Raw genomic sequence first — 26,765 nt, forward strand, 5'->3', positions numbered from 1 at the left:
TGCTTGATTTTTATGTAGAGATATGCTTGTCTCTTCTAAGCTAGAAGGGGGAATAAACTGATGATCGCGCGTGTTACAACTGTTGCTTTTCGCGGTCTAGACGCAGTGCCTGTTGATGTACAGGTCATGATTTCCCCTGGTAAAATAGGAATGGCTATTGTTGGATTAGCCGATAAAGCAATCGCTGAGAGCCGTGAAAGGGTACAAGCATCCCTTCACGCTTGTGGGCTCTCTCTGCCAAACAAACGTGTTACTATTAATCTTGCACCTGCTGATTTACCTAAAGAAGGATCACATTACGATTTGCCAATTGCTGTAGGCTTAATGCTGACTATGGGAATTCTTCCTCCCGAAGTCGCACAAGATTACGTTATCTTAGGCGAATTATCATTGGATGGTTCTATCACGGCTGTTAATGGCGTTTTACCAGCTGCAATGACAGCTTTAGCACTCGATAAAGGATTGATCTGTCCCCATCCATGTGGGCCTGAAGCCGCATGGGCTCATGAAGAAATGAATATTCTCGCTCCTGAAACTCTTCTTACCATGGTCAATCATTTTAAAGGAACCCAAATTCAAAAACGTCCACAACCACGCCAATATACAATTCAAACCGATCTTCCAGATCTTTGCGAAATTAAAGGACAAAAAACTGCCAAACGCGCATTAGAAGTTTGCGCCGCTGGACGGCATAATCTTTTGTTTGTAGGTCCTCCTGGCGCAGGAAAATCTATGTTAGCGCAACGCTTACCTTCTCTTTTGCCCCCTCTTGATAGTCGTGAACTTTTAGATGTTTCTCTGATTGCTTCTATCACAGGAGAAACAGTTCATAATACCATTTCACTCCATTGTCCGTTTCGTGCTCCGCATCATTCTGCTTCCATGGCAGCAATGGTCGGTGGTGGTCTTAAAGGACGACCAGGAGAAGTCTCATTGGCACATAATGGCGTTTTATTTCTCGATGAATTGCCGGAATTCTCTCCACAGGTCCTTGATTCTCTTCGCCAACCCTTAGAGAGTGGAGAATGTGTTATCGCCCGTGCTAATCACCATATCAGCTATCCTGCCCGCTTCCAACTCATCGCCGCTATGAACCCTTGTCGATGTGGTATGGCAGGAGAAAAAGACACTGTTTGTGCAAAAGGAATACGTTGTCAAATTGACTATCAATCCCGTATTTCTGGTCCTTTACTCGATCGAATTGATTTACGGATTGATGTCCCTGCACTAACAGCTATGGATCTTATGCAACCAGAACAATCAGAAAAAAGCTGTAATGTTGCAAAACGTGTTGCACAGTGTCGTATTATTCAAGAAAAACGTTTTAAAGCATTGGGTCTTGACCATATTCGTACCAACGGTGATTGTCCTGCTAAAATCATCGAACAAATTGCCGTTCCTGACCAGAACGCTACTAAACTCTTAAGAGATGTGAGTGAGAAAATGCGCCTTTCTGCACGAGCCTATCATCGCATTCTCAAAGTTGCACGCACCATTGCTGATCTCGAAGAAGCCGACAACCTATCACGTCACCATCTCGCGGAAGCTATTTCTTACCGGTTGGGTGCGGAAAGATTAACAGCACATTCTTGAAAAAAATTTTTATCAATAAAAACCAATTGGAAAATAACGTAGATAAAGTTCCGTAAGCTTGCCATCATTTTCTAATGATTTTAGAGCATAGTTCAGTACATCAATTAATTTTTCGTTCTTTTTAGCAACAGCAAGCTGCATTCCCTGCCCCAACAACTGAGGAGCTATATACGGCCCTCCAACAAAATAACAGCACGCAGCTGATTTTGCATCATTTAGCCATAATGATAAAGCAAAACCATCATCAAAAATAAGATCAATTTTATGATCTTGAAGCGCTTGATAAAGCTCTGCTCTGTCTTTAAATCCTTGCCATTTAGCTTTAGGAAAATAACTATGGAACAGCTTTTCGTGAGCACTCTTAAACAATAATCCACTGTTTAAATATGTTAGTTTATCGCTGATTGGTCCAGCGAAATCTACAAGTTGAGACGCAATAAATTGAGATGCAACAAATCGAGCCGGAAAACGTAAATAAGACCTTGTAAAAAAAAGATCTTTACGTGTTTTGATTGTTTCTTTTAAACCTGCAATGATAACTTCTGCATCACCATTTTTAACATGATCTACGAGCTCTTCCCAAGGAACAACTTCTATCTCACAGATTTTTTCAAGGTTTAATTTTGAGCAAATAGCGCGCAATAAATCGATGTGATAACCTGCAAGATACCCTGTTTTGTCAAGAAAGTTAAAAGGAGGAAAATCAAAAGTTGTTACAAAACGCAAACGAATGATATCTGTCGTATCAGGCTGTAGAAAATGTTCATGCGCACCAAAAAAAGAGGGAAGCCCTGCTGTTGTTTCAGCTTCTACGAAAGAGGAAAATAAAAATCCCCATGTTACGAATAAAACTCCAATGAGAACATTGAATCCATATATAAGCTTTTTTATTGGCAAAACTTTTCCCCCATTTTCAAAGTGATAATACAATTCTTCTCAGGTATAATATCTAATGCACTTCACTGAAATATCTGTTCCTTTATGGATTAAAAGTGCTGTTATTCTCCAAAAACTGTCAAAAATAACAGGTTCTCTCTCATTTTCAAAACAGATGGGAAGATGTTTTCTCGAAAAATCCTTCACGCAAATGCACAAAGGGAAACTCTTGGTGAAAAAGAGATTTTTTAGCCTGAAATGTCAATAAACAACTGAACTCTTCTTGATTTTATTTTCTTCTAAGTATCTTGGTTAAACTAAAAATACTTCTGGTGTTTTTTATAAACGCAAAATTTTTCTTTTAAGAAAGCGCATCCTGTTTTTTTATTAGACTATTATTAGACAACAAGCTGTACATATTTTTGATCTACCAGATAGCTTTATCTAAATCCCTTGCATGCCCAAAAATGATGTGAAAAAACACCCCCGTTTTTAAACATTACGTCAAAACGACACAAAAATAACATAGTTCTATCAAATTACGCACTTCTACATCGCAGAAGGCGTGTTCGCATAAAAATCGTGCTTTATGCCCCCTTACGAAAAAGCACTATCGTCTCACGCTTGGTGTCATCACAAAATCCAAGTGATTATTGGTTCCGATGAGAGACATAAATACCCTATAGCAAATAAACTTCCTGAAATCAATTTTTCCTATTTTCAGCCTCTGATATATAATACAATGTGTTTAATCATTTTTTCCTTGTGAACCAACAGATGTTGAATATCAATCTGATATACGATAAATATCTGATATGGTTATTCCATAGATAACTGGACAGAATGTTAAACTTCAAAAAAGTTGGTAAATATTGCAAATTGAATAGAGGAATGGATTAACTTATGAGTGATGAAACAACCTCACCAATACAGATTGGTGACTATGATGCCGCTTCCATCAAAGTTCTCAAAGGTCTTGATGCTGTACGCAAACGTCCTGGTATGTATATCGGTGATACAGATGATGGTTCAGGCTTGCACCATATGGTCTATGAGGTTGTGGACAATGCTATTGACGAAGCTTTAGCCGGTCATGCTACCCTTGTAAATGTCACACTTCATGCTGATGGTTCTTGCTCTGTTCGCGATAATGGGCGCGGAATTCCAACAGATATTCATCCGACAGAGGGCATTTCAGCAGCTGAAGTTATCATGACTCAGCTCCATGCAGGAGGAAAATTTGACCAAAATTCTTATAAAGTTTCAGGCGGTTTACACGGCGTTGGTGTCTCTGTTGTAAATGCATTATCTGTTTGGCTTAAATTGCAAATCAAACGCAATGGTAAAATTCATCAAATGTCATTTACCCACGGGGTTGCTGATTCTCCGTTAAGCATTATTGGCGATTGTGATACAGAAAGTGGAACAGAAATCAGATTTTTACCAAGCTCTGAAACCTTTACGATGGTTGAATTTGATTTTGAAACTTTAGAACGTCGTTTGCGCGAACTCGCTTTTTTAAATTCTGGTATCCATATTCTTCTCGTTGACGAACGTCATGCTGATATTCAATCTGTTGAGCTCCATTACGAAGGTGGGTTAGTTGAATTCGTCAAATATATTGACCAAACAAAAAAAGCATTGTTAGATACCCCTATTTACATTGCAAATGAAAAGGATGGGATGAGCGTTGACGTTGCCCTCTGGTGGAATGATTCCTATCATGAGAAGGTCTTATGCTTTACAAATAATATTCCGCAGCGTGATGGTGGAACTCACTTAATAGGTTTTCGTAGCGCCTTAACACGCCAAATTAATGGTTATGCTGAATCTTCAGGGATTGCAAAAAAAGAAAAAGTGAACTTAACTGGTGATGATTGTCGTGAAGGACTTACAGCTATTCTTTCCGTCAAAGTTCCTGATCCCAAATTTTCTTCTCAGACAAAAGACAAGTTGGTTTCTTCTGAAGTGCGCCCTATTGTTGAAAATTTAGTGAATGAAGGTCTTTCCGCATGGCTGGAAGAACACCCGAATGAAGCAAAGTTGCTTATTGGTAAAGTGGTAGAAGCTGCAACAGCTCGTGAAGCTGCACGTAAAGCACGTGAACTCACAAGACGAAAAGGCGCTCTTGATATTACTTCTCTACCGGGAAAGCTTGCCGATTGCCAAGAACGTGATCCAGCAAAATCAGAAATTTTTATCGTTGAGGGGGATTCTGCTGGTGGTTCAGCAAAAAGTGGACGGTCCCGTCAAAATCAAGCGATTTTACCTCTGCGGGGTAAAATCCTTAACGTCGAACGAGCACGATTCGATCGAATGCTTTCATCAGATATGATTGGAACCCTTATCACTGCTCTTGGAACTTCCATTGGTAAAGATGAATTTTCACCAGATAAATTGCGTTATCATAAAATCATCATTATGACAGATGCTGATGTTGATGGTGCACATATTCGCACACTTCTGCTTACCTTCTTTTTCAGACAAATGCCTGAATTGATTGAACGGGGGCATCTTTATATCGCTCAACCACCCCTTTATAAAGTATCGCGGGGAAAGTCTTCCCAATATATTAAAAATGAGATGGCATTCGAGGAATTTTTAATCAATGCTGGATTGGAAGAAGCAACTCTAGAATTGTCAACAGGTGAAATGCGCGCTGGTGCTGATTTGCGCCAACTCGCTGAAGATGCTCGTATGTTACGCCAACTTTTAAATGGTCTTCACACACGCTATGATCGCACAGTTGTGGAACAAGCAGCAATTGTTGGGGCTTTTAATCTTGAAACCTTTGCAACACCAGAAAAAGCACAAAAAACAGCCGATAAAGTTGCAAACCGCCTTGATTTAATCGCTGATGACATAGAACGTGGTTGGAGTGGGCAATACAGACCAGATGGAAGTTTATGTTTTGAACGGATTTTACGCGGCGTTAAAGATGTTATTACTTTGGATGCAGGACTGATCAATTCAACTGATGCGCGTCAAATCGATCGTGTCTCTAAAAGTTTTATAGAAATATATAGCCCTCCACCACTCCTACACCGAAAAGATAAATCAGAACGCATTTTGGGGCCTATGAGTTTATTGGAAAGTATTTTTACAAACGGTAAAAAAGGTATCACTCTCCAACGTTATAAAGGTCTTGGAGAAATGAACGCTGAGCAGCTTTGGGAAACAACCCTTGATCCTGAGGCGCGCTCCCTTTTACAAGTTAAAATCAATGATGCAACCGATGCTGATTCACTCTTTTCTCGTTTAATGGGCGATGAAGTTGAACCGAGACGAATTTTTATTCAAGATAATGCTTTGAGCGTTGCCAATCTTGATATCTAAAGGTACTCTTCTGTTTCTAGCTGTATAAACATCGCAGTTTTATAAGATATTTTTCGTATTTGAATATTCCTTCTACACTTCATCTACGATAAAAAAGAAAAACGAAGGAAAGTCATACACATGACAGCTGAAACAGAACGTGTTGGAACAAAGGGTGGTATGGAAAGCTCTTTCGGCTTTACAAAAGTTGATGAAGAGCAAAAGCAGTCTATGGTTGATGGTGTATTTCACTCCGTCGCTGAAAACTATGATAAGATGAATGATATCTTATCATTAGGACTACATCGTGTGTGGAAAAACTCTATGGTTGCATGGCTTTCTCCACCAGCGCTTGCCAATTGGAAGGTGCTTGATGTGGCTGGAGGTACTGGTGATATCGCTTTCCGAATCCTTAATGCTTCACGCCAAAAAGCACATGTTACAGTACTTGATATTAATGGTTCAATGCTCAGTATCGGCAAAAAGCGTGCAGAAAAAAATGGCCTCGCTCCTCTGATTGATTTTGTTGAAGCCAATGCTGAATGTCTCCCCTTTGAAGATCAAAGCTTCGATGCTTACACTATTGCCTTTGGAATTCGCAATGTGCCTCACATTGATAAAGCTCTTAGAGAAGCTTTTCGTGTTTTAAAATCCGGTGGACGCTTTTTATGTTTAGAGTTTTCAAATGTTGAAATGCCTTGGCTTGATAAACTTTATGACCTTTGGTCTTTCCATGCTATCCCTAAGCTTGGTCAAGTCATTGCAAATGATGGTGACGCTTATCGTTACTTGGTTGAATCTATTCGTAAATTTCCTAAACAAGATGACTTTGCCTCTATGATCAAGAAAGCCGGTTTTTCGCGCATATCATACCGCAATCTTACAGGTGCAATCGCAGCGCTACATTCAGGTTGGAAAATTTAAAAATGGTGCAAATTTCTACTTATTTCCAATTGATGCGCACGGGATGGGTTTTAGCACGCGAAGGTGTTTTGAGTGCCCTGCCTCACGATGATCTTCAAGGATTTCCAGCATTATGTCATCGTATCGCAGGTATGTTAGCGCGGCGAAAAACAAAACAAAAGCGAAGGTCTGAAAATCTTTCCTATGCCATTAATAAACTCGGTCCTTCTTACATAAAGCTTGGTCAATTTCTTGCTACCAGACCTGATATTGTTGGACATGACATTGCAGAAGATTTGGCGCAACTACAAGATCGTGTGCAAACATTTTCTTGTACTGCTGCTATTGCTCAAATTGAAAGTTCGCTCGGTCGATCTATCAATGATCTCTTTGTAAACTTTTATTCCCCCATTGCTGCCGCTTCTATTGCTCAAGTTCATGTAGCTGAATACAATGATGAAGCTGGCCATAGAAAAAAATGTGCTGTTAAAGTCATCCGTCCTAATATCAGAACACGTTTTGCTAGAGACCTTAGAAGCTTCTATCTTGTTGCCCATTTACAAGAACGTTATATACCAGCTTCTCGGCGGCTGCGCCCTGTTTGTGTTGTTGATACTTTGGCACAAACAACACGAATTGAGATGGACTTACGATTAGAAGCCGCTGCCATATCAGAAATGGCTGAAAACATTAAACATGATACAGGATTTCGCGTTCCCAAAATCGACTGGGAGCGGACAGGACGCAATGTTCTCACAATGGAGTGGGTCGATGGTATAAGAATATCTGAAATTTCTGCCCTCAAAGAAGCTGGTTTTAATTTACAAGCGCTTGCAATTACGCTTATTCAATCTTTCCTTCGCCATACATTGCGTGATGGTTTTTTTCACGCAGATATGCACCCTGGTAATTTATTTGTAGATTCAAAAGGATGTATTGTTGCTGTTGATTTAGGAATTACAGGACGGCTAGGTAAAAAAGAAAAGCATTTCCTTGCTGAAATCCTTTATGGCTTTATTACCCGCGACTACCATCGGGTAGCACGCGCTCATTTTGAAGCAGGATATGTGCCCCCACACCATAATATTGAAAGCTTTGCCCAAGCCAATCGCGCTATTGGAGAACCAATTCATGGACAATCCGCGCAAAGCATTTCTATGGCAAAATTGCTTACACTGTTGTTTGAAGTCACTGAGCTTTTCGATATGCAAACACGCCCTGAACTTTTACTTCTACAAAAAACTATGGTTGTCGTTGAAGGTGTAGCGCGCACATTGGACCCTCATTTTAATATGTGGAAAGCCTCTGAACCCGTTGTTAGAGAATGGATTAGCAAAAATTTAGGACCCATTGGAATTGCAAAAGACTTCAATGAAGGGGCACAAACACTCCTTTCTCTGGCACGCAAAGCACCGCAATTGATACAAAATCTCCAACGGATGGAAGAAGACCTCAACCAAATGGTAAAAACCGGATTTCATCTTTCACCGACCACTCTTAAACAACTTGCTCGTGAGCAAAGTCGTATCAACCGTTGTGGTCGTTATAGTCTGTTCATTATTGCGTTTTGTTGCGTTTGCCTTACTTTCTACTTTTTTTATCTTTTCTAATCTACTCACTATGCTATAAAATATGAAATCATTGAAATCAATTTATTTCTTGGAAATATTTTATGGCTAGTATTACTATTCGCAACCTCTCTCCTGAAATCAAAGAAGCTTTACGCATACGTGCTGCAAAAAATGGCATTTCTATGGAAGAAGAAGCCCGCCGTATTTTAAGTAACCCTATCACGCAATCTATATCCCCCTCTCAAGTAAGTACCATTGAAGAGCAATCATTGCAATCAAAATCACTGCTTCTTATTATTGGTGGGAGTATTGCAGCCTATAAAGCCCTTGATCTCATTCGTCGATTGCAAGAACGTGGAGCATGTTTAAACATTATTATGACAAAAGCGGCGCAAAAATTTATTACGCCTTTAGCCGCTGAAGCTCTCAGTGGTCATACGGTCTATAGCGATTTATTTTCACGTGAAGAGGAACATGATATTGGGCATATTCGCTTGGCACGCGATGCTGATCTTATTATTTTAGCGCCTGCCACAGCCAATCGCATTGCCAAAATAGCCAATGGTATAGGAGATGACCTAGCTGATTGTGTGCTTTTAGCGGCACGCTGTCCACTCTTAATTGCACCCGCCATGAATCCTGCAATGTGGACCCATCCAGCAACTGTTCGTAATGTTGCAAAGTTACGTACAGATGGCGTTCATATCATCGGACCAGAAGTTGGTGAAATGGCTGAACGCAATGAAACAGGTTGTGGACGCATGAGTGATCCCCTCACGATTGTCGCCGCAGCAGAAACTCTTTTAGGCGTGCAAGAAAAACCCCTTGTTGGTCGCCATTTTATTGTTACTTCTGGTCCTACCCATGAACCCATTGATCCAGTACGTTATCTTGCTAATCGTTCATCTGGAAAACAAGGCCATGCCATTGCAACAGCTCTTGCATATTTAGGCGCCAAAGTAACGCTTATTTGTGGACCGGTTAACCTTACCGCACCACCAGGAGTCAAAACTCTTCATGTTGAAACAGCATGTCAAATGTTACAAGCTGTTCAAGATTCATTGCCTGCTGATGGTGCTATTTTTGTCGCCGCCGTTTGCGATTGGCGCTGCCAAACACAATCTATACACAAAATCAAAAAGCATGATCATCAAACACCTCCATCCTTACAACTAGCTGAAAATCCTGATATTTTGGCAACCATTGGACATGCTCCAAATCGCCCACCTCTGGTCATTGGATTTGCTGCTGAAACCTCTGATATCATTGCCAATGCGCAAAAAAAATGTATCGAAAAAGGAGCAAATTTCATTCTTGCCAATGATGTTTCTCTTCACGCTGATGGTACAAGCATCATGGGCGCTGACACAAATCAAGTTTGTTTTGTTAGTAAAGACATTGTTGAACAATGGCCGCATATGAGTAAACAACAAGTCGCTCAAAAATTAGCAAAGGTTATTATATCATTCTTCGAGTCTTATAACCCTACTCGTCAATGAGGAAGAAGCTCTTTATTTCAAATGAAAATAAAAATTTCGCAAAAATGAATCGATGATGAAAAATGCAATACCAAGCAAAAAATGAAGCGTACGCATCAAAATACGACAAGCTATTTCTACGTTAATCCTATTGATTGAATAATCCCCTTTGTACAAAGAGTGAGCTTCTCCATATTCGAAAGAAACGAAAATCCTTACCTATTTTAGCCTTTTATAACACAGATAGTCTTGGCGGTTTTACTGCCATTCACTCTTGTTGCTTCTTTCATGAACCTGACAAAAAATTCTATCGGGATTTTTCTACTATGTATAAAGAATAAAAATATTTTTTCTTAACTGTTTACCCTTAAGCAACAACATTATAAGCTCTATGAAACAAGTTCCTATATAAAGCACATTTCACTCTCTCTTGTTTTCACTTTTTTTCTCTTATTTACTTGGTTATTATGATTTTTACTTCCGCCTATCGCGCTTTACAACGTCTTCTGACCCCAGAATATCGCATTATGATCTTAAAAGCTTTGGGGATTACTTTTGTTGTACTCATTATTTTATGGCTATGTGTACACCAGCTTTTTGTGTCCTATTTTTGGCCTTGGATTGCTCATTTTTTTCCCGGATTACCCAGTTGGGCTGGATGGTTGGGATTGGGCATGATTATCATTTTCAATCTTGGTTTAGCTTTGCTGATGGCTTTTTTGATTGCCCCAATTACCGCTATGATTGGTAGTTTTTTCATTGATGCTGCTGCCGAAATTATTGAAAAAGAAGATTATCCAAACGAGCCTATTGGACACGCACTACCGTTTGGACGTTCTCTCATTCTCTCTTTGAAATTTGTTCTTTTAAGCCTTCTCGGCAATGGAATCGCTTTTCTTTTGTTTTTCGTTCCAGGTATTAATTTGATCGCCTTTTATGTTATTAATGGCTACTTGCTTGGTCGTGAATATTTTGTGTTTGCCGCTTACCGTTTTCGAACTGAACATGAAGCGCATGCTTTTTTACGGGTTCATTACTTGACGGTTTTTGGGGCAGGATTATTGATCGCGCTTTTTGTTTCGATTCCTATCCTTAACTTAGCAGCACCACTTTTCGCAGCCGCCTTTATGACACACTTACACAAGGTGCTTTCCCAAAAGACCACCGTATGCATTACACAAAAATAACGATGCTTATTCACTTAAAAGCTACAAAGTATATGAATAAAAGAGAGTTTAAAAGAGACTCACTCTTTTAAAGAACGGCTTTCATTTCTCTCATCAAAGGAACCCTTTTAAAAAAATCTTGCTCTGGTACTGGTACTTCGTTAACATAGCACTGTCATGTCCATTGTTTTTATGGACTGTTATAGTCTTTATAATTCTAAGGTTTCTTTGCTTCAAAACCGTTGATATTCATGATGAATCGGATATTCATTTTCATCAGAAGCAAATGAAAAGCCAACCAGTGCAGGGAACAGGTTTTGATATCAAAGCAAGTGAACAAATAACATAAGTTATTAAATTACTGAGAGATTTGTTGTAAGGATACTCCTTATGCAGGTGATTGCTATGACACGGACAAAAAAATTAAAGGATAATAGAATTAGAAATATATGTATACTTGTAAAAATATGAATAGAGATTCTTTTATTCAACTGTAAAGTGGATCTCATAATTTCAATCCTAGTATTCTTTCAAATCGTGTAAAAAGTATATAATATTTAAAGAGAGGCTATAAAGATGAACTGGATTACAAATTATGTTCGTCCTAAAATTAACTCTATATTGGGGCGCCGTGAAATTCCAGATAATCTATGGATTAAAGATCCCACCAGTGGTGAAATGGTCTTTCATAAAGATCTGGAAATGAATCAATATGTCATTCCCAATTCTGGTTATCACATGCGTATCAGCGCTAAAGATCGTCTCATGCATTTTTTTGATGATGGCATTTATACGCCTCTTGAAAATCCAAAAGTCGTAACAGACCCTTTAAAGTTTCGCGATGAAAAACGCTATATTGACCGATTAAAAGATTATCGTTCTAAACTTGGAGTTGATGACAATATTTTAAGTGCACATGGTACTATCGAAGGCTTACCAATTATAGCTACCGTTCAAGACTTTGCTTTTATGGGGGGATCCCTTGGCATGGCTTCAGGAGAAGCTATCATTAAAGCTTTTGAGACTGCTATTGCCAAAAAATGTCCTTTAGTTCTTTTTGCTGCTTCTGGCGGTGCACGCATGCAAGAAGGAACACTTTCATTAATGCAAATGCCCCGTACAACAGTCGCAATTGAAATGCTGAAAGAAGCAAAACTTCCCTATATTGTTGTTCTGACCAATCCAACTACAGGTGGTGTTACTGCTTCTTACGCCATGCTTGGCGATATTCACATTGCTGAACCTGGCGCTATGATTGGTTTTGCAGGACCACGCGTGATTCAACAAACCATACGTGAAACTTTACCTGAAGGTTTTCAAAGTAGTGAATATCTGCTCGAACATGGTATGATTGATATGGTTGTCTCGCGTTTAGAAATGAAAACGACCATTGCACGCCTTTTACGCTTGATGATGAAATGTCCTGTAGCTGTGCATCCTTCCCATCCATCTCCCACAGATTCTCAGATATCGCTTTCTCATACAGAAGCTGCTTAATCTCATGGAAAAAAGCCAAGTACAAGGGATGATAGATGAGTTATTAAAAAACTATCCGAAAAAATTTGATCTTTCTCTAGAGCGTATTCTTCGCCTTTTAGAACGACTTGGCAATCCGCATTTAAAACTTGCACCTGTTATTCACATTGCTGGAACAAATGGCAAGGGATCTGCTAGTGCAATTTGTCGTGCTCTTTTAGAAAGTGCCGGCTATCGCGTTCATGTCTATAGCTCACCTCATCTTGTTAATTGGAATGAACGCTGCAGGCTAGGTCAAAAAGGAAGAGGTAAACTTGTTACAGAGAACCAATTAGCTGAGACAATTCGTGAAATTATAAAAGTGAATCGCCAAGAACCGATTACTATTTTTGAAATTTTCACAGCAGCAGCTTTTATGCTGTTTAGTACACATCCAGCTGATGTCGTGATTCTAGAAGTTGGGTTAGGAGGGCGTTTTGATGCCACCAATGTCATTCATAAGCCAGCTGTATCGCTTATTATGCCCATCGATTATGATCATGAAGCTTTTCTTGGAAACACAATTGCACAAATCGCTTTTCAAAAAGGGGGAATTATTAAACCAGCGGTTTCAGTGGTTATTGGTCAACAAAGTCACGAAGAAACTCTTTCACTTTTAACAACCCTTGCGGATAAAAATAAAGCACCTTCTTCCCTCTTTGATCAAGATTATCAAAGCTATACAGAACATGGACGTATGGTTTTCCAAAACAATCAAGGCCTCATGGATCTTCCACTTCCTAACCTCGTTGGCGCTCATCAAATTGCCAATGCCGGAGCTTCTCTTGAAGCACTTTATCAAGCGGGTTTTCAACTTTCAGAACAAGCCATAAGTCACGCCTTACAAAATATTTATTGGCCAGCACGGATGCAACATCTTACGCATGGTTTTTTGATTGATCAACTCTCTCCTAGCATTGATTTATGGTTAGATGGTGGACATAACCCTGCTGCTGGAAAAGTTATAGCAGCAGAACTTACCCAATGGAGAAAAAAAACAAACCGTCCTATTGTTATGATTGCTGGCATGCTTAACACTAAAGATGCTGTTGGTTATTTTCGCCCTCTCGCCAATCTCGTAGATAAAATCTATACAATTCCATTAACAAACAACACTGCTGGTATTTGTCCAAAAAATTTAGCACAATCTGCTCAAAAAGTAGGGCTCTTTGCCAGCCCTCAAGCCCATTTGCAAGATGTTCTACAGAAAATTAATACAGAGCATAATAATGCAATTGTCCTTATTGGTGGTTCCCTTTACCTTGCCGGTGATATTTTACGTGACAATAAAACACCACCATGTTAGGAATTGGTAATCCATAGAGTTTTAAAGATAGACATTTTGACCATGCAACTTGATTGTGCACTTTATCAACATCCTAAACTTATTACTGTTTTTGGCGGATCTGGTTTTGTAGGTCGACACATCGTTGAGGCTCTAACCAAACGGGGTTATCGCGTTCGCATCGCTGTTCGTTGTCCACAAAAAGCTTATTATATGCTACAAATAGGAGAAGTAGGACAAACCCAAATGCTTAAAACTGATATCAAGCACCGTGCCTCTGTTGCACGGGCATTGCTTGGAGCAGAGGGTGCAGTATTTCTTCCTGGTAGTTTAGTACAAGCAAATCAGTCAAGCTTTCAAAAAACACAAATTGATGGCACACAAAATGTCTCTGAATTAACAGCTGAAGCTGGTATTCCACTTCTCTATATGTCAGCGCTTGTAGCCAATGAAAACGCTTCATTTCTTTATGCACGCGTTAAGTCTATGTGTGAGAAAATCGTTCAAAGCAAGCATCCGCAAGCAATTATTATGCGCCCCTCTGTTATCTTTGGACCAGAAGATTGTTTTTTCAATACCTTAGCAAATTTTTCCCGTTTTTTACCGATTATGCCTCTTTTTGGAGGGGGGCAAAGCAAATTGCAACCCGTATATGTTGGTGACATTGCTGAATTTGTCGTGCGCGCTTTAGAAGGACAAGTTCTCTCTGGAAAAAGCTATGATCTTGGGGGACCTCAGATTGTTACATTCCAAAATACCCTTGAAAATGTACTAAAAATTGTTCATCGTAAGAAAACAATTCTCTCCATGCCTCTTTCTGCAGGTTTATTAATTGGGAGTGTTTTTGGAACTATCGGAAAATTACCTCTCTTACCAACACTCCTTACAGCTCATCAAATACGCTTCCTGCAAGTGGATAACATTGTTTCTCAAGAAGCTATAGAAAATGGATATACTTTAGAAGGAGCAGGAATTTCTCCTAAAACAATGACTGCTCTCTTGTCAAGTTATCTCTGGCGTTTTCGTCCACAAGGTCAATTCTCAAAAAATTTGCCAGCTTAGCACATATTCTCGCAAGAATGAGTCAAACTCTTGATTTGTAGTGATTCATTTTTCCTCTCTTGAAATTAGAAGATTGAATAAAGTCCTATTTCTCATTTTAATCTTTTGCATTCAAAATTCTAAAAAAATTATGAGTCCTTTCCTATTTTCTAGGAATACTATTATTTGGAATTTATGGAGATTAAAAAAAATTTTTCCACATAAAGAAGTCTTTCTATTGGCTTGCATTTTTTTTTAATTTCTCCTACCGTCTTTTTCAATTTCTCCTACCCTCTGGGGATAAATAATTTTAAAGGAATTAAAGAATGGCAACTTCAGATTATGTTGTCAAAGATATTGCGCTTGCTGCCTATGGGCGTAAAGAACTTGATATCGCCGAAACAGAAATGCCTGGTTTAATGGCTTGTCGTAAGGAATTTTTTTCCAGCCAACCTTTGCGTGGAGCACGTATTTCTGGTTCATTGCACATGACGATTCAAACAGCTGTTTTGATTGAAACGTTGAAAGCACTTGGCGCCGATATACGATGGAGTTCTAGCAATATTTTTTCTACACAAGACCACGCCGCGGCAGCTATTGCAGCCACGGGTATCCCTGTTTTCGCAGTTAAAGGCGAAACTCTTGAAGAATATTGGGCTTATATAGATGCCATTTTCCAATGGACTGACGGCAATCCTTCCAATCTTATCTTAGATGATGGAGCCGATGCTACAAACTATATTTTGATGGGATGCCTTGCAGAAGCAAACAAAGATATTCTCTCTCAGCCCGAAACAGAAGAAGAAGAATTTTTTTTCAAACAAATTCAAAAACGTATGACTGTCACACCAGGATTTTTTACACGCCAACGCGCAGCAATCAAAGGTGTTAGTGAGGAAACGACAACAGGAGTACACCGTCTTCATCAATTACGAAAGCAAGGGCTTCTGCCTTTTCCTGCCATTAATGTCAATGATAGTGTCACAAAATCAAAATTTGATAATAAATATGGATGTAGAGAATCATTAGTAGATGGTATCAGGCGCGCAACAGATGTAATGATCGCTGGGAAAATAGCTATTGTCTGTGGTTATGGCGATGTGGGTAAAGGTTCCGCAGCCGCTCTTTCAGGTGCTGGAGCACGCGTTAAAGTGACAGAAATTGACCCAATCTGCGCCCTTCAAGCAGCTATGGATGGCTATGAAGTTGTTCATTTAGATGATGCCGCATCCAGTGCTGATATTATTATCACAACAACAGGCAATAAAGATATTGTTCGTTTAGACCATATGCAGCAAGTGAAAGATATGTGTATCCTTGGAAATATTGGTCATTTTAATAATGAAATCCAAGTCTCCGCTCTTCGAAACTTGCCATGGACAAATATTAAACCGCAAGTTGATATGATTACTTTTCCTGATGGAAAACGTATTATCTTGCTCTCTGAAGGGCGTTTGCTTAATCTTGGAAATGCAACAGGACATCCCTCTTTTGTCATGTCGGCATCATTTACCAACCAAGTTTTAGCGCAAATTGAACTCTTTAACCGTTGTGAACACTACAAAAATGAAGTCACTGTTTTACCTAAACACCTCGATGAGAAAGTTGCACGCCTTCACCTTGAACGACTAGGAATAAAATTAACTGTTTTATCAGAAGAACAAGCAGCATATATTGGAGTTACACCACAAGGACCTTATAAACCAGATCATTATCGTTACTAAAATGTTTCCTAGGGTTAAAAGAAAAAGGAAAAAGTGCCGTGCTCCGCTTTGGTGATTATACCCCCAAAGAAAAAGCTTACAAAATGACTCGAATTTATACACATATTTTTTGCCTTTTTACCATTTTTTTCCCAGCAGACGTTGTTGCTCAGTCATTAGAAGCCCATTTACCCTTTGTGTTCACTTTACTAGAGGGTCCATGGCTTCTTCTAGCATTGTGTGGAGGAGTTTCTTGTGCTTCACTTCTCACCTGTATAGCAGTTACTATACGTGTGAAAAAAGCTTCACAAAAGCCTTTACAGGCTCTTCAAGCAGATTTTTCTGAAAAACTTAAATATTATGAATGGCTCCTAGAAGAAACAAAGCAATTGCTTCTTATTTGGGAAAATCCAACGGTTTCTCCTCGTATGATTGGTAATATTCCCATATTACAAAAAACAGGAATTGTGCAGCAAGATTTTCAGCATTTTGAGCTTTGGCTTGAAGAAAATTCCTTGCGAGAACTTAACTATGCATTAACGCAATTGCGTTGTAAGTCTCATCCTTTTGAACTTTCCGTTACTACTAAAAACAATGTGCTGTTACAAGTGACAGGGGTCATCGCTGGAACAGTAGCTATTGCGCGTTTTCAAGACATCTCAACACAGCAGAGTGAAAATGCGCATTTGCAGAAAGATATCGCTAAAATCCTTATAGAACTAAGAATGCAGCGCAATCTGCTTGATTGTATTCAAGAACCCGTATGGATACGAGATTGTGAAGGAAAAGTTTGTTTTGTTAATCGCGCCTTTAGAGAAATAACAGGTTTTCGAGAAGGCCATCATGAAGTAGATGATCTTTTCAAGGACACACCACACCACAAAACAGATGAAATAGAAACGATTTTTCAAGAGCATGTTCATACCGTCATTGATGGAGAACGGCACCGTTTTCATCTTACACGGCTTACAACAGCTGAAGGAATGGCCGCTTTTGCGCATGATGACAGCGCATATGAAAATCTTGCTCATGAACTAAAACGTGTGTTGCAAAACCATTGTGAAACACTTGACCAAATCTCAACAGCTGTATCTATTTTTGATACCAACCAAAAATTAAAATTCTGCAACCATGCTTTTAAAATTTTATGGCCTTTGGAGAGTTCTTTTTTAGAAAGTGAACCAAGCCATACATTGCTTCTTGAACGTTTGCGAGAAAAAGGACTCATTGCTGAACATCCCGATTGGCGTGCGTGGAAAGAAGAACTTTTTAAAGCCTACCGGCAAACTGAATCGAATCAACAAATTTGGAATCTTCCAGATGGACGCACAGTACGCGTTATTTCTAGCCCTCACCCTCAAGGAGGTGTGACTTGGCTTTATGAAAATCTCACAGAAAAAATTGATCTCGAACGACGCTATAATACACTCATTAAAATACAAGGCGAAACACTTGATAAGCTTTCAGAAGGCGTGGTCGTTTTTGGCAGTGATGGGCGTCTTCGTTTATCAAATCCAGCCTTATCAAAATTATGGTCTCTCCCGTATAATTTATTGGTAGAAGGTACCCATATTACACAATTACAAAGCCATTGTTCAACCTTAACCGTGGGGAAAGAATGGAACGAATTTACCAAATTTATTACAGGTTTTGATGAAAAACGCGATACATATTCAGGCCGTATGGACCTCATAAATGGAACGATTATTGACTATACATTGGTCCCACTTCCCAATGGGCAAACAATGCTCACATTCGTTAATGTTACAGACAGTGTCCATGTCGCGCGTGCTCTTCAAGAAAAAAATGAAGCCTTAGAAAGTGCTGATCGTTTGCGTAATGAATTTGTCCAACATGTTTCCTATGAATTACGTACACCTCTTACCAATATTATTGGATTTTCTGATATTTTACGTGATCAAATTTTTGGCTCTGTCAATGAACGCCAAACGCAATATCTCGGGTATATTCACTCAGAATCAGGTACTCTTTTGAATATTGTTAATGATATTCTTGACCTTGCAACCCTTGATGCGGGTATCATGGAGCTTGACATACAATCGGTTAATATTGCTGATGCTATGGTGCAAGCAGTAGCACGCGTAGAAGAGCGTCTTAATGGACGTTATATTACGCTCTCACAACAAATTTCTCCTTCTTTAAATTTTATTTTTGCTGATGCAACGCGTTTACATCAAATCTTTGTTAATGTTCTTAGTAATGCTATTAATTTTGCAACAGAGGCAAGCACGATTGAATTTTGTGCAGATGAGCAAGATGATCACATTGTTTTCAGTGTCCACAATGAGGGATCTGATATTCCAGAAGATGTCCTTGAACGCGTTTTTAAACGTTTTTCTTCCCATTCACACCATGGTGGACGTGCAGGAGCAGGACTTGGTCTATCCCTTGTTAAAAGCTTCGTTGAGCTTCATGGTGGACATGTTGAAATTCTCACCGGAACAGGACAAGGAACAACGGTTAAATGTTTTTTCCCAATTTCCAAAGGAGATAAAGTTTTTTAATCCCAGCGATCTTATTATAATTTTTTCATCTATTTCACGGAAATTTTCAATGCATTTTAGTTTTTTTCTTGAGAATGAAGAAGCAACTCAAATTTTCGCGCACGATCTAGCCCTTGCTTTAAAACCTGGTGATCTTGTCACACTACAAGGTGATCTTGGAACAGGAAAATCAACCATCGCACGTAAAATTATCCACACACTTGCTAACGACGATACTTTAGATGTTCCAAGCCCTACCTTCACACTTGCTCAAAGCTATCAACTTCCACAATTTGAAATTATCCATGCTGATCTTTATCGCCTTTCCATGGCAGAAGAAATTGACGAATTAGGACTTCAAGAAGCGCGTAAGCAAAATATTTTACTCGTCGAATGGCCAGAAAAAGGTGAAGATCTTTTAGGACCAGCTACTTTTGCTCTCACTTTACAATATAAGGATCATGGGCGTCATGTGACACTTACATCAGCACAACATTCTACTGAGCGCCTACAGCGATCTTTTGCAAATTCGCGCATTTTTAAAAATTTATAACCGCGGTCATGTTTATCGCCATTTTTTGGCTCATGATGCTTGTACATATACTTAAAAGCTTCTCAATGATGAAAATCGTCATAAAGACTTCATTGATGTACAAATTATGCAAACAGATTCCTTTCCCATGCAACGATGACATAATCTTACAAAAGGTATCCGTCAATTTGTAGGGATTAACCAGCTTATTTTAGACAATAGTTTTAGACAATGGATTTTCTGCCTTCTATATCTTTGTCAAAGATTGAGAAAAAAGTCTTATTGATTTTAGAAGATTTCTGGCGTGAAAGACTTGCTGATAAAATCGGTAAGCCTTTGAGAGAGCACTCTATTGCTTGTAGCGAATTGCTGGCTGTCTTTCACCAAAAACCTTGGCCTTCAAAAAAGCAATTTGCAAAATTTTTACTTCAAATTTCCTGCTATTATTGCCAAGCATTACAGTATATGTGGTTATCATTCATCCAATATTCCTTGGCTTATATATAAAGAAGGAATTGCCCGCATTGATTTTCTTGATTTTCAAGATAGTTAAAAAAATCCACTGCACAAATAGAGCTTTTTAGTTTTTCCCTGCATGAAAATTGTATACAGTAGAAATCATGCAAATAATTCATAAAATAGAATATTTTCCACATATCCCAAATGAGATTACATGACCTATAAACCACGTGTCTTTTCTATTTCTACGGGAACTCCTTTTCTACCGCATTTTGTTGATGCACTCCTTTCTGGTGCACTTATTGATAACTTTGCGCCAAATGGGGATATCCAAATGGCTCTTGCCGATACCCTCATTTATGTGCCAACACGTCGTGCTGCCCGCGCTTTACGTACAGCCTTTGTTGAAAGAAGCAATATAAAATCAAGCTTTTTGCCAACTATTCGTCCTTTGGGAGATCTGGACGAAGAAAATTTCCTTTTTGCAGAAAACCATACCAACACTCTCAATCCTCCCATTGGAGAAAGTGAACGTCTTCTGCTTTTAGCGCGCCTCATTCGCCCTTGGCGTGAAAACTTACCGGCCCATTTGCGTGCCATGTTTGGTACAGAAGAAGTGCTTATTCCTGCTCACACTGCCGATGCAATTTGGCTTGCTCAAGATTTAGCAAAGTTGATAGATGAAATTGAAACAGAAGCAGCAGATTGGTCAAAACTGAATGAAATTGTTCCTGATATGGTAGCCGAATGGTGGCAAATAACACTCGATTTTCTTACCATTGTTACACAAAACTGGCCACAAATTTTGACAGAAAGACAACGAAGCAATCCTGTTGAATGGCGTAATCAAACTCTCAAAATGCATGCAGAAACTTTACACCATACACAATCTCATAAACCTATCCTTGCAGCTGGTGTGTCAGGTTCTATTCCCGCAGTTTCTTATCTTTTAAAAGTCATTGCTTCTCTACCCAAAGGAGCTGTTGTTCTTCCGGGGCTTGATCTTCATATGGATGAAGAACAATGGGAGGCGTTAGGTACAACCAATAAAGAAAAGGCAATTTATCATTCTTTTGATCATACAGCGAATATTTTTAGCCATCCTCAATATCATTTTAAAAAACTTCTCTCTTTCATGAAATGTCACCGCATTCATGTTCGTGAAATTGGTCAACAAAGTGCCATAAAGAAAAAACATACAGCGCTTTTATCAGAAGTATTCCGACCAGCTTCTACAACAGATAAGTGGGTACAGATTGTCCGTGATGATTATGAAAACCTTTGTGCAGATTGGTCATTCATTGAAGCTATCAACGAGCGCGAAGAAGCTCTTGCTATCGCTGTTGCTTTACGCAATGCCATTGAAAAACCTCAGAAAACCGCCGCTCTCATTACAAATGACCGTAATTTAGCGCGCCGTGTTGCCGCTGAATTACAGCGTTTTGGAATTGAAGCAAATGATTCAGGAGGAATACCACTTGCACAAACATTGCCTGCAACTCTGTTACGGCTTCTTTTAGAAAATGTGTTTCAACCTCATGATCCAATTGCTTTTCTTTCTCTTCTCAAACACCCACTCACAACACTTGAACAAAACCGTCATCGCTTACGCGAAATGGCAGAAAATTTTGAACTTTTTGTTCTGCGAGGAAACACGAGCCGTATCAATTTTTGCGAATGCAACCAATTTCTCGAAAAGTGGATAGAAACACATTTCCAAAATACTTCTGAAATCAATGCCCTTGATCAACAGAAATGCGAAGAAGCACAGCTCCTTTGTCATCTTTTGCGTCAAGCTATTGAACCCTTAGCATCTCTCATGAAACAAGAGAAAGAATGCACGATCAATGAAGCTGCAATAGCAACAGTTGAGGTTTTTGAAAATTTTGGGCGCGATGAAAACAATTCTCTTGAACATCTTTATCAACATGAAGCAGGACAAGCTTTAGCAACTTTTTTGCGTGAATTGGTCAGCGATCAATCAGAATTAACATTTCCCCTTTGCGAATGGCCTGCCATATTTTCAGCTCTTATAGCACCCCGTTCTGTAACACCTTCCCCCGGAGGGCATCCACGTTTATTCATTTGGGGTACTTTGGAATCACGCTTGCAAACGGTTGATACGGTGGTTATCGGCGGACTTAATGAAGGATCATGGCCCATAGCAACCCGCAATGATGCTTTTTTATCGCGGCCAATGAAAATGATGTTAACTCTTGAACCACCAGAACAGCGTATTGGTCTTTCCGCGCATGATTTTCAATGGGCTATGGGAATGAATAAAGTCGTGATGAGTCGAGCGATAAGGGTTAATCATGCTCCTTCACTTCCTTCACGCTGGTTACAACGTTTAGAAACAGTGATAGGAAAACAGGTTTGGAAACAAATCCGTGCCCGAGGAGAAAATTTTCTCCATTGGGCAAAAATGCTCGATAGTACAAATATGATCGCTTGTGCAGAGCGCCCTTGCCCTGTACCACCTCTTAATATGCGTCCACGCCATTTTTCAGTCACTGAAATAGCAACTTTGCGGTATGATCCTTATGCCATCTATGCAAAAAAAATCTTGCGCTTAAAACCGCTTAAAGCGCTTCTCTATCATCCTAGTGCTTCTGAGCGCGGAATGCTTTATCATGCTATTCTTGCTGCTTTTGGTACACAAATAAAGAATCTAAATGCCGCAAATGCATTGGATGCCCTGCTCACTCTTGGACGACAAGAATTTGATAAGTTCAATTTACCTGCCGATGTTGAAACAATCTGGTGGACAAATTTTGAAAACCTTGCTCCTTTCATTCTTCAGTGGGAACAAAGTCTAGAGCCCCGAGAACGACATACTGAAGTCGCATCACAAAAAATACCGATAGGTACAACAGGTGTAACTCTTTCAGGACGCGCTGATCGTATTGATGTTTTGCCAGAAAAAATGGTGGAAATTCTTGATTTTAAAACCAGTACGCCTCCCTCCTCAAAACAAGTTCGTCATTTGTTATTTCCACAATTGGCACTGGAAGCAGCTTTGCTCATGCAAGGAGCCTTTACAGATTTTCAAAATCTTACCCCCTCAAATCTCTTTTACATTCCCCTCAATGGAAAAGGGGAAATCACTCCTAAATCAATTTTTTCAAAGAAAAGGGAAAAAGAGCACCAAAATGTCATTAGTCTCAGTGAAAAAGCATGGGAGCATCTTATCACATTAATGGAGTATTATAAAAATCCACAGCAAGGTTATCTTTCACACGCAGTCCCTTTCAAAAAAGACTATGAAGGTGATTATGACCATCTGGCACGCTTATGGGAATGGTCTCATGGTTTTCATAAAGGAAATCAATCATGACCCTTTTTTCTATTCCTGAAGCAGCCCTTGATGCACAAAAAACAGCAACACACCCCCAAAAAAACGTATGGGTTTCTGCAAATGCAGGCTCTGGAAAAACGCACGTTTTAAGCGAACGTGTTATCCGTTTGCTTTTAAATGGTACTCCTCCAGCACGTATTTTATGCCTCACTTATACGAGAGCCGCTGCCGCTGTTATGCAATCGCGAATTTTTCGCACACTTTCTAATTGGAACGAACTTGATGATGAACAGTTGCACAAAACCTTATCGCAACTTGAAAATAAACCCATCAATGCGCAAAAATTAACTTATGCACGACAACTCTTCGCTCGTGCCCTCGAAACACCGGGTGGCTTAAAAATCCAAACTATTCATGCCTTTTGTGAATCTCTTTTACATCAATTCATGCTAGAAGCCAATATTGCAGGGCATTTCGAACTCATAGATGATATCAACCGAAAAAAATTATTACAAGAAGCCCGCTGCCAACTTTTGAAGCATAATGATGCACAACCCGCTTTGAAACAACTGCTTAAGGTTATCAGTGAACACAGTTTTAACCAATTGCTGTACGAAGCAACTGAAAAGCAACATAAACTATCTGGTTTTTTATCCTCTCTTCTCTCTGAAAATGGAGAAGAAAAGTTACGTGCGCTTTTTGATTTAGCGCCCGATGACACAAACCAGCAACTACTGGAAAAAATTCAACAGACCGCTCGCCTGCCTCTTTATGCTCTTACACATTGCAAAACCCACGGCAACCAGAATCTTAAGGATATGGTTGCGAAATTTTCCCAATTAGCAGAGACTTCTGATGAAACAAAGATTATCAACATTATTTCCGATATTTATTTCAGAACGACAGATTCCCCCCGTAATTTCTCACGTTTAACTCGTAAAACAACAGATGAAATTTGGCCCTTTGTTCAAAAAGAAATAGAAGATAAACAAAGCAAACTTGCTGTTCTTTTAAAAAAATATCAATGCGTAAAAATCCTCGGACTCAATATGGCTGCTTTTCAGCTGTGTGCCATCTATCTCAAAATTTATGCAAATTTAAAAAAAGCCAATGGTTTTTTAAATTTTGATGATCTCATTGAGCGTACACTCCATTTGTTACAACGAAAAGGTGCTAGCCAATGGGTACACTATAAACTTGATCTTGGTCTTGATCATATTTTGCTTGATGAAGCACAAGATACCAACCCTGATCAATGGAAAATTATTCAACTTTTAGCGCAAGAATTTTTCACAGGTCACGGTCAACGTACAAACACCCGTACTCTTTTTGCTGTTGGAGATGAAAAACAATCTATTTATTCTTTTCAAGGCGCTGCTCCAGAAAATTTTGCTGCAAATGGGAGAATGATCCAAAAAAAAGCAGAACAAGCGAAGCAGAAATTTGAAAAAATACAACTGAATTATTCTTTTCGCTCTACTGCTGATGTCCTTAAAAGTGTCGATCTTGTTTTTGAAACACCAGAGAATTACAAAGGGCTTTCAGCAGAAAATGCCAAAACAGTGCACGAAGCTATTCGTATTCACAGCCCTGGTGAAGTTATTTTATGGGATGCATTTTCCAAAGAAACTCATGAATTTCCTGACGATTGGCATTTAACTGTTGATCAGTTAGATACACCGGAAGTACATCTAGCGGAAAAAATTGCTGAAACCATCGCAAACTGGTTACAGAAAGGAGAAATGCTTCCAGCAAAAGGGCGCTTAATGCGTGCAAATGATATCATGGTTTTGGTTCGCAAGCGTGATGAATTTGTCTCTGCACTTTCTCGTGCACTTAAACAACATAATATTCCCGTAGCGGGAGCAGACCGTTTACAGCTTACCAACCATATTAGTGTGCGTGATTTGATGGCACTTGCACGTTTTGTCTTGCAACCACAAGATGATTTATCTCTTGCTTGTGTTTTAAAAAGTCCTCTTTTTTCGCTTAGTGAAGAAGAACTTTATCAGATTGCAGCACACCGTACAGGCTCTCTTTGGCAAAACCTTTGTACGCATGCATCATCGCATATTTCTTTTAAACATGCTTTTGAAACCTTAAGCCACTATCGCACTCTTGTGGATAAAATACCGGTTTTTGAATTCTATAGCCATATTTTGAACAATGATAAGGGACGGCAAAAAATTCTAGCCCGCTTAGGATCTGAAGCAAATGACGTGCTCGATGCTTTTATAGATTACACACTCACCATTCAAAAAACAGGCTTACCAGGATTGCAAGCTTTTTTGGAAACATTAAGTGTAAGCGACCCAGAAATTAAACGTGAGTTTGATCAAAACCACGAAGAAGTCCGTATTATGACGGTTCATGCTGCTAAAGGATTGGAAGCTGCTGTTGTTTTTCTCGTCGATCCAGGAAGTGCTATTTGGCATTCTCAACATGCACCACATCTTCTGAAAATTCCCTTAAACAACAAACAATTAAGCAACCAACAAGCTTTTATCTGGTGTCCTAACGCAAAATTTAGTACCCCCCCCTCTGAAAAAGCACTTTCACATTTAAAAGAACGTGCAGAAGAAGAATATAAACGCCTTCTTTATGTAGGTATGACACGCGCTGAAGATCGATTATTTATTTGTGGATATAAAAGTGAGAAATCCTCCTCTCATACATGGCTACAATTGGTAAAAAAAGCCCTTGAACCACACGCCGTGCCAATAAAAGGTCCTGCAGAAGATATTGCAGCTTGGCGTTATTGCATCACATCTTCTTCTGCCCCTATAAATCAAGAAGTATCCTGTACTGATAGCTTGGTACTCCTACCTTTGCCGGATTTTTTCTTTCATAAAGTACCCATAGAACCAGCCCTGCCCAAACCATTAAGCCCCTCTGTTGCTAGTCTCTCTATTGAAGTTGATAATGAGGTTTTTTCCAATACAAAACAGTTTAGCATTTCACCTGTTTTAGGAGGAATAAATACTAACAGGGCTTTTTCCATCGAATATGGGACTATTGTGCATCGATTACTGCAATATCTACCCAATTATCCTCTCGAAAAACGTCGCGATTATGCCCAACACTATCTCAATACAAAAGCCTCTCATTGGCATGAATCTCAAAGAGAAAAAGCACTTCTTCATGTTTGGCAAATTTTAGAGCACTCCTACCTCAAACCCCTCTTTTCCGTTGATTCACGTGCTGAAATCTCCCTTATGGGTATTGTAAAAATTCGTGGTAAAGAACAATCAGTTTCCGGTCAAATTGATCGTCTATACATCACACAAGAGAGCATTATCTTTGCTGATTTTAAAACTGGAACGCCACCAGAAAGTGAAGCTGATATCGCTCCGCGCTATTTGTTGCAAATGGCTCTTTATCGAAAATTACTACAGACTATTTATCCAGAAAAAAATGTTCAAGCTCTTCTTGTCTATAGTAAAGAAATAAAAATTTTTAAACTTCTTCCAGAAAAACTCGAGGCGCTTCTTGATGAAATTGCTTCATAAAATAAAAAAACTTTTTC

16 protein-coding genes are annotated in these 26,765 nt (G+C 39.3%); 14 read left to right on the forward strand and 2 right to left on the reverse strand.

Annotation, left to right across the window (positions count from 1 at the left end):
• Positions 1 to 60 precede the first annotated feature (60 nt).
• Positions 61 to 1,593: a YifB family Mg chelatase-like AAA ATPase gene (locus NPX99_RS00515; RefSeq protein WP_269029810.1), complete on the forward strand. Its 1,533-nt coding sequence runs from the start codon at positions 61 to 63 to the stop codon at positions 1,591 to 1,593.
• Between the two features lie 12 nt (positions 1,594 to 1,605).
• Here the strand turns inward: NPX99_RS00515 and NPX99_RS00520 are convergent, their stop codons facing one another.
• Positions 1,606 to 2,490, reverse strand: a complete 885-nt coding sequence (locus NPX99_RS00520; protein ID WP_269029811.1) for a transporter substrate-binding domain-containing protein — start codon at positions 2,488 to 2,490, stop codon at positions 1,606 to 1,608.
• A gap of 882 nt (positions 2,491 to 3,372) precedes the next feature.
• On the opposite strand from NPX99_RS00520, the gene gyrB reads away from it, so the two are divergent.
• From gyrB to tsaE, 11 genes are all read left to right on the forward strand, one after another.
• On the forward strand, positions 3,373 to 5,805 hold the full coding sequence (gyrB, locus tag NPX99_RS00525) for a DNA topoisomerase (ATP-hydrolyzing) subunit B (protein WP_269029812.1): 2,433 nt from the start codon (positions 3,373 to 3,375) through the stop codon (positions 5,803 to 5,805).
• A gap of 120 nt (positions 5,806 to 5,925) precedes the next feature.
• Positions 5,926 to 6,708: a bifunctional demethylmenaquinone methyltransferase/2-methoxy-6-polyprenyl-1,4-benzoquinol methylase UbiE gene (gene ubiE, locus NPX99_RS00530; RefSeq protein ID WP_269029813.1), complete on the forward strand. Its 783-nt coding sequence runs from the start codon at positions 5,926 to 5,928 to the stop codon at positions 6,706 to 6,708.
• Between the two features lie 2 nt (positions 6,709 to 6,710).
• The gene (ubiB, locus tag NPX99_RS00535; protein ID WP_269029814.1) at positions 6,711 to 8,297 is read left to right on the forward strand and encodes a 2-polyprenylphenol 6-hydroxylase; all 1,587 of its coding nucleotides are present in this window, start codon (positions 6,711 to 6,713) and stop codon (positions 8,295 to 8,297) included.
• A 62-nt stretch (positions 8,298 to 8,359) separates the two neighbouring features.
• A complete protein-coding gene (coaBC, locus tag NPX99_RS00540) occupies positions 8,360 to 9,757 on the forward strand; it encodes a bifunctional phosphopantothenoylcysteine decarboxylase/phosphopantothenate--cysteine ligase CoaBC (RefSeq protein ID WP_269029815.1) in 1,398 nt (465 codons plus the stop codon).
• 446 nt (positions 9,758 to 10,203) lie between these two features.
• Positions 10,204 to 10,923: a sulfate transporter family protein gene (locus NPX99_RS00545; RefSeq protein WP_269029816.1), complete on the forward strand. Its 720-nt coding sequence runs from the start codon at positions 10,204 to 10,206 to the stop codon at positions 10,921 to 10,923.
• A 555-nt stretch (positions 10,924 to 11,478) separates the two neighbouring features.
• Positions 11,479 to 12,399, forward strand: coding sequence for an acetyl-CoA carboxylase, carboxyltransferase subunit beta (gene accD / locus NPX99_RS00550; protein ID WP_269029817.1), 921 nt, complete (start codon positions 11,479 to 11,481; stop codon positions 12,397 to 12,399).
• A 4-nt stretch (positions 12,400 to 12,403) separates the two neighbouring features.
• Positions 12,404 to 13,723, forward strand: coding sequence for a bifunctional folylpolyglutamate synthase/dihydrofolate synthase (locus tag NPX99_RS00555; protein WP_269029818.1), 1,320 nt, complete (start codon positions 12,404 to 12,406; stop codon positions 13,721 to 13,723).
• A gap of 42 nt (positions 13,724 to 13,765) precedes the next feature.
• On the forward strand, positions 13,766 to 14,764 hold the full coding sequence (locus NPX99_RS00560; protein ID WP_269030021.1) for a complex I NDUFA9 subunit family protein: 999 nt from the start codon (positions 13,766 to 13,768) through the stop codon (positions 14,762 to 14,764).
• A 305-nt stretch (positions 14,765 to 15,069) separates the two neighbouring features.
• Positions 15,070 to 16,467, forward strand: a complete 1,398-nt coding sequence (ahcY, locus tag NPX99_RS00565; RefSeq protein WP_269029819.1) for an adenosylhomocysteinase — start codon at positions 15,070 to 15,072, stop codon at positions 16,465 to 16,467.
• Positions 16,468 to 16,505: 38 nt separating this feature from the next.
• Complete coding sequence (locus NPX99_RS00570) at positions 16,506 to 18,971, forward strand: sensor histidine kinase (RefSeq protein ID WP_269029820.1); 2,466 nt, start codon at positions 16,506 to 16,508, stop codon at positions 18,969 to 18,971.
• A 49-nt stretch (positions 18,972 to 19,020) separates the two neighbouring features.
• Positions 19,021 to 19,503: a tRNA (adenosine(37)-N6)-threonylcarbamoyltransferase complex ATPase subunit type 1 TsaE gene (gene tsaE / locus NPX99_RS08745; protein ID WP_329957916.1), complete on the forward strand. Its 483-nt coding sequence runs from the start codon at positions 19,021 to 19,023 to the stop codon at positions 19,501 to 19,503.
• A gap of 328 nt (positions 19,504 to 19,831) precedes the next feature.
• Here tsaE and NPX99_RS08750 read toward each other — a convergent pair whose 3' ends face one another.
• Positions 19,832 to 19,960, reverse strand: coding sequence for a hypothetical protein (locus tag NPX99_RS08750; RefSeq protein WP_329957917.1), 129 nt, complete (start codon positions 19,958 to 19,960; stop codon positions 19,832 to 19,834).
• A 195-nt stretch (positions 19,961 to 20,155) separates the two neighbouring features.
• Here NPX99_RS08750 and addB point away from each other — a divergent pair, with 195 nt between their 5' ends.
• Together addB and addA are read left to right on the forward strand one after the other, a co-directional pair.
• Positions 20,156 to 23,278, forward strand: a complete 3,123-nt coding sequence (addB, locus tag NPX99_RS00580) for a double-strand break repair protein AddB (protein ID WP_269029821.1) — start codon at positions 20,156 to 20,158, stop codon at positions 23,276 to 23,278.
• Positions 23,275 to 26,748: a double-strand break repair helicase AddA gene (gene addA, locus NPX99_RS00585; protein WP_269029822.1), complete on the forward strand. Its 3,474-nt coding sequence runs from the start codon at positions 23,275 to 23,277 to the stop codon at positions 26,746 to 26,748. Before addB ends, addA begins: the two co-directional genes overlap by 4 nt.
• Positions 26,749 to 26,765: the final 17 nt, after the last annotated feature.

Origin of the sequence: Bartonella sp. 220B, from assembly GCF_026930205.1 — a bacterium.
In the GTDB taxonomy this organism is placed as follows: domain Bacteria; phylum Pseudomonadota; class Alphaproteobacteria; order Rhizobiales; family Rhizobiaceae; genus Bartonella.

Excerpts from the sequence above, each read along its gene's own strand:
- coaBC (WP_269029815.1), top strand. The coding sequence starts at position 8,360 with ATGGCTAGTATTACTATTCGCAACCTCTCTCCTGAAATCAAAGAAGCT.
- addA (WP_269029822.1), top strand. The coding sequence starts at position 23,275 with ATGACCCTTTTTTCTATTCCTGAAGCAGCCCTTGATGCACAAAAAACA.
- ahcY (WP_269029819.1), top strand. The coding sequence starts at position 15,070 with ATGGCAACTTCAGATTATGTTGTCAAAGATATTGCGCTTGCTGCCTAT.
- ubiE (WP_269029813.1), top strand. The coding sequence starts at position 5,926 with ATGACAGCTGAAACAGAACGTGTTGGAACAAAGGGTGGTATGGAAAGC.
- NPX99_RS08750 (WP_329957917.1), bottom strand. The coding sequence starts at position 19,960 with ATGATAACCACATATACTGTAATGCTTGGCAATAATAGCAGGAAATTT.
- accD (WP_269029817.1), top strand. The coding sequence starts at position 11,479 with ATGAACTGGATTACAAATTATGTTCGTCCTAAAATTAACTCTATATTG.
- NPX99_RS00515 (WP_269029810.1), top strand. The coding sequence starts at position 61 with ATGATCGCGCGTGTTACAACTGTTGCTTTTCGCGGTCTAGACGCAGTG.
- gyrB (WP_269029812.1), top strand. The coding sequence starts at position 3,373 with ATGAGTGATGAAACAACCTCACCAATACAGATTGGTGACTATGATGCC.
- NPX99_RS00545 (WP_269029816.1), top strand. The coding sequence starts at position 10,204 with ATGATTTTTACTTCCGCCTATCGCGCTTTACAACGTCTTCTGACCCCA.
- tsaE (WP_329957916.1), top strand. The coding sequence starts at position 19,021 with ATGCATTTTAGTTTTTTTCTTGAGAATGAAGAAGCAACTCAAATTTTC.
- ubiB (WP_269029814.1), top strand. The coding sequence starts at position 6,711 with ATGGTGCAAATTTCTACTTATTTCCAATTGATGCGCACGGGATGGGTT.
- addB (WP_269029821.1), top strand. The coding sequence starts at position 20,156 with ATGACCTATAAACCACGTGTCTTTTCTATTTCTACGGGAACTCCTTTT.
- NPX99_RS00555 (WP_269029818.1), top strand. The coding sequence starts at position 12,404 with ATGGAAAAAAGCCAAGTACAAGGGATGATAGATGAGTTATTAAAAAAC.
- NPX99_RS00560 (WP_269030021.1), top strand. The coding sequence starts at position 13,766 with ATGCAACTTGATTGTGCACTTTATCAACATCCTAAACTTATTACTGTT.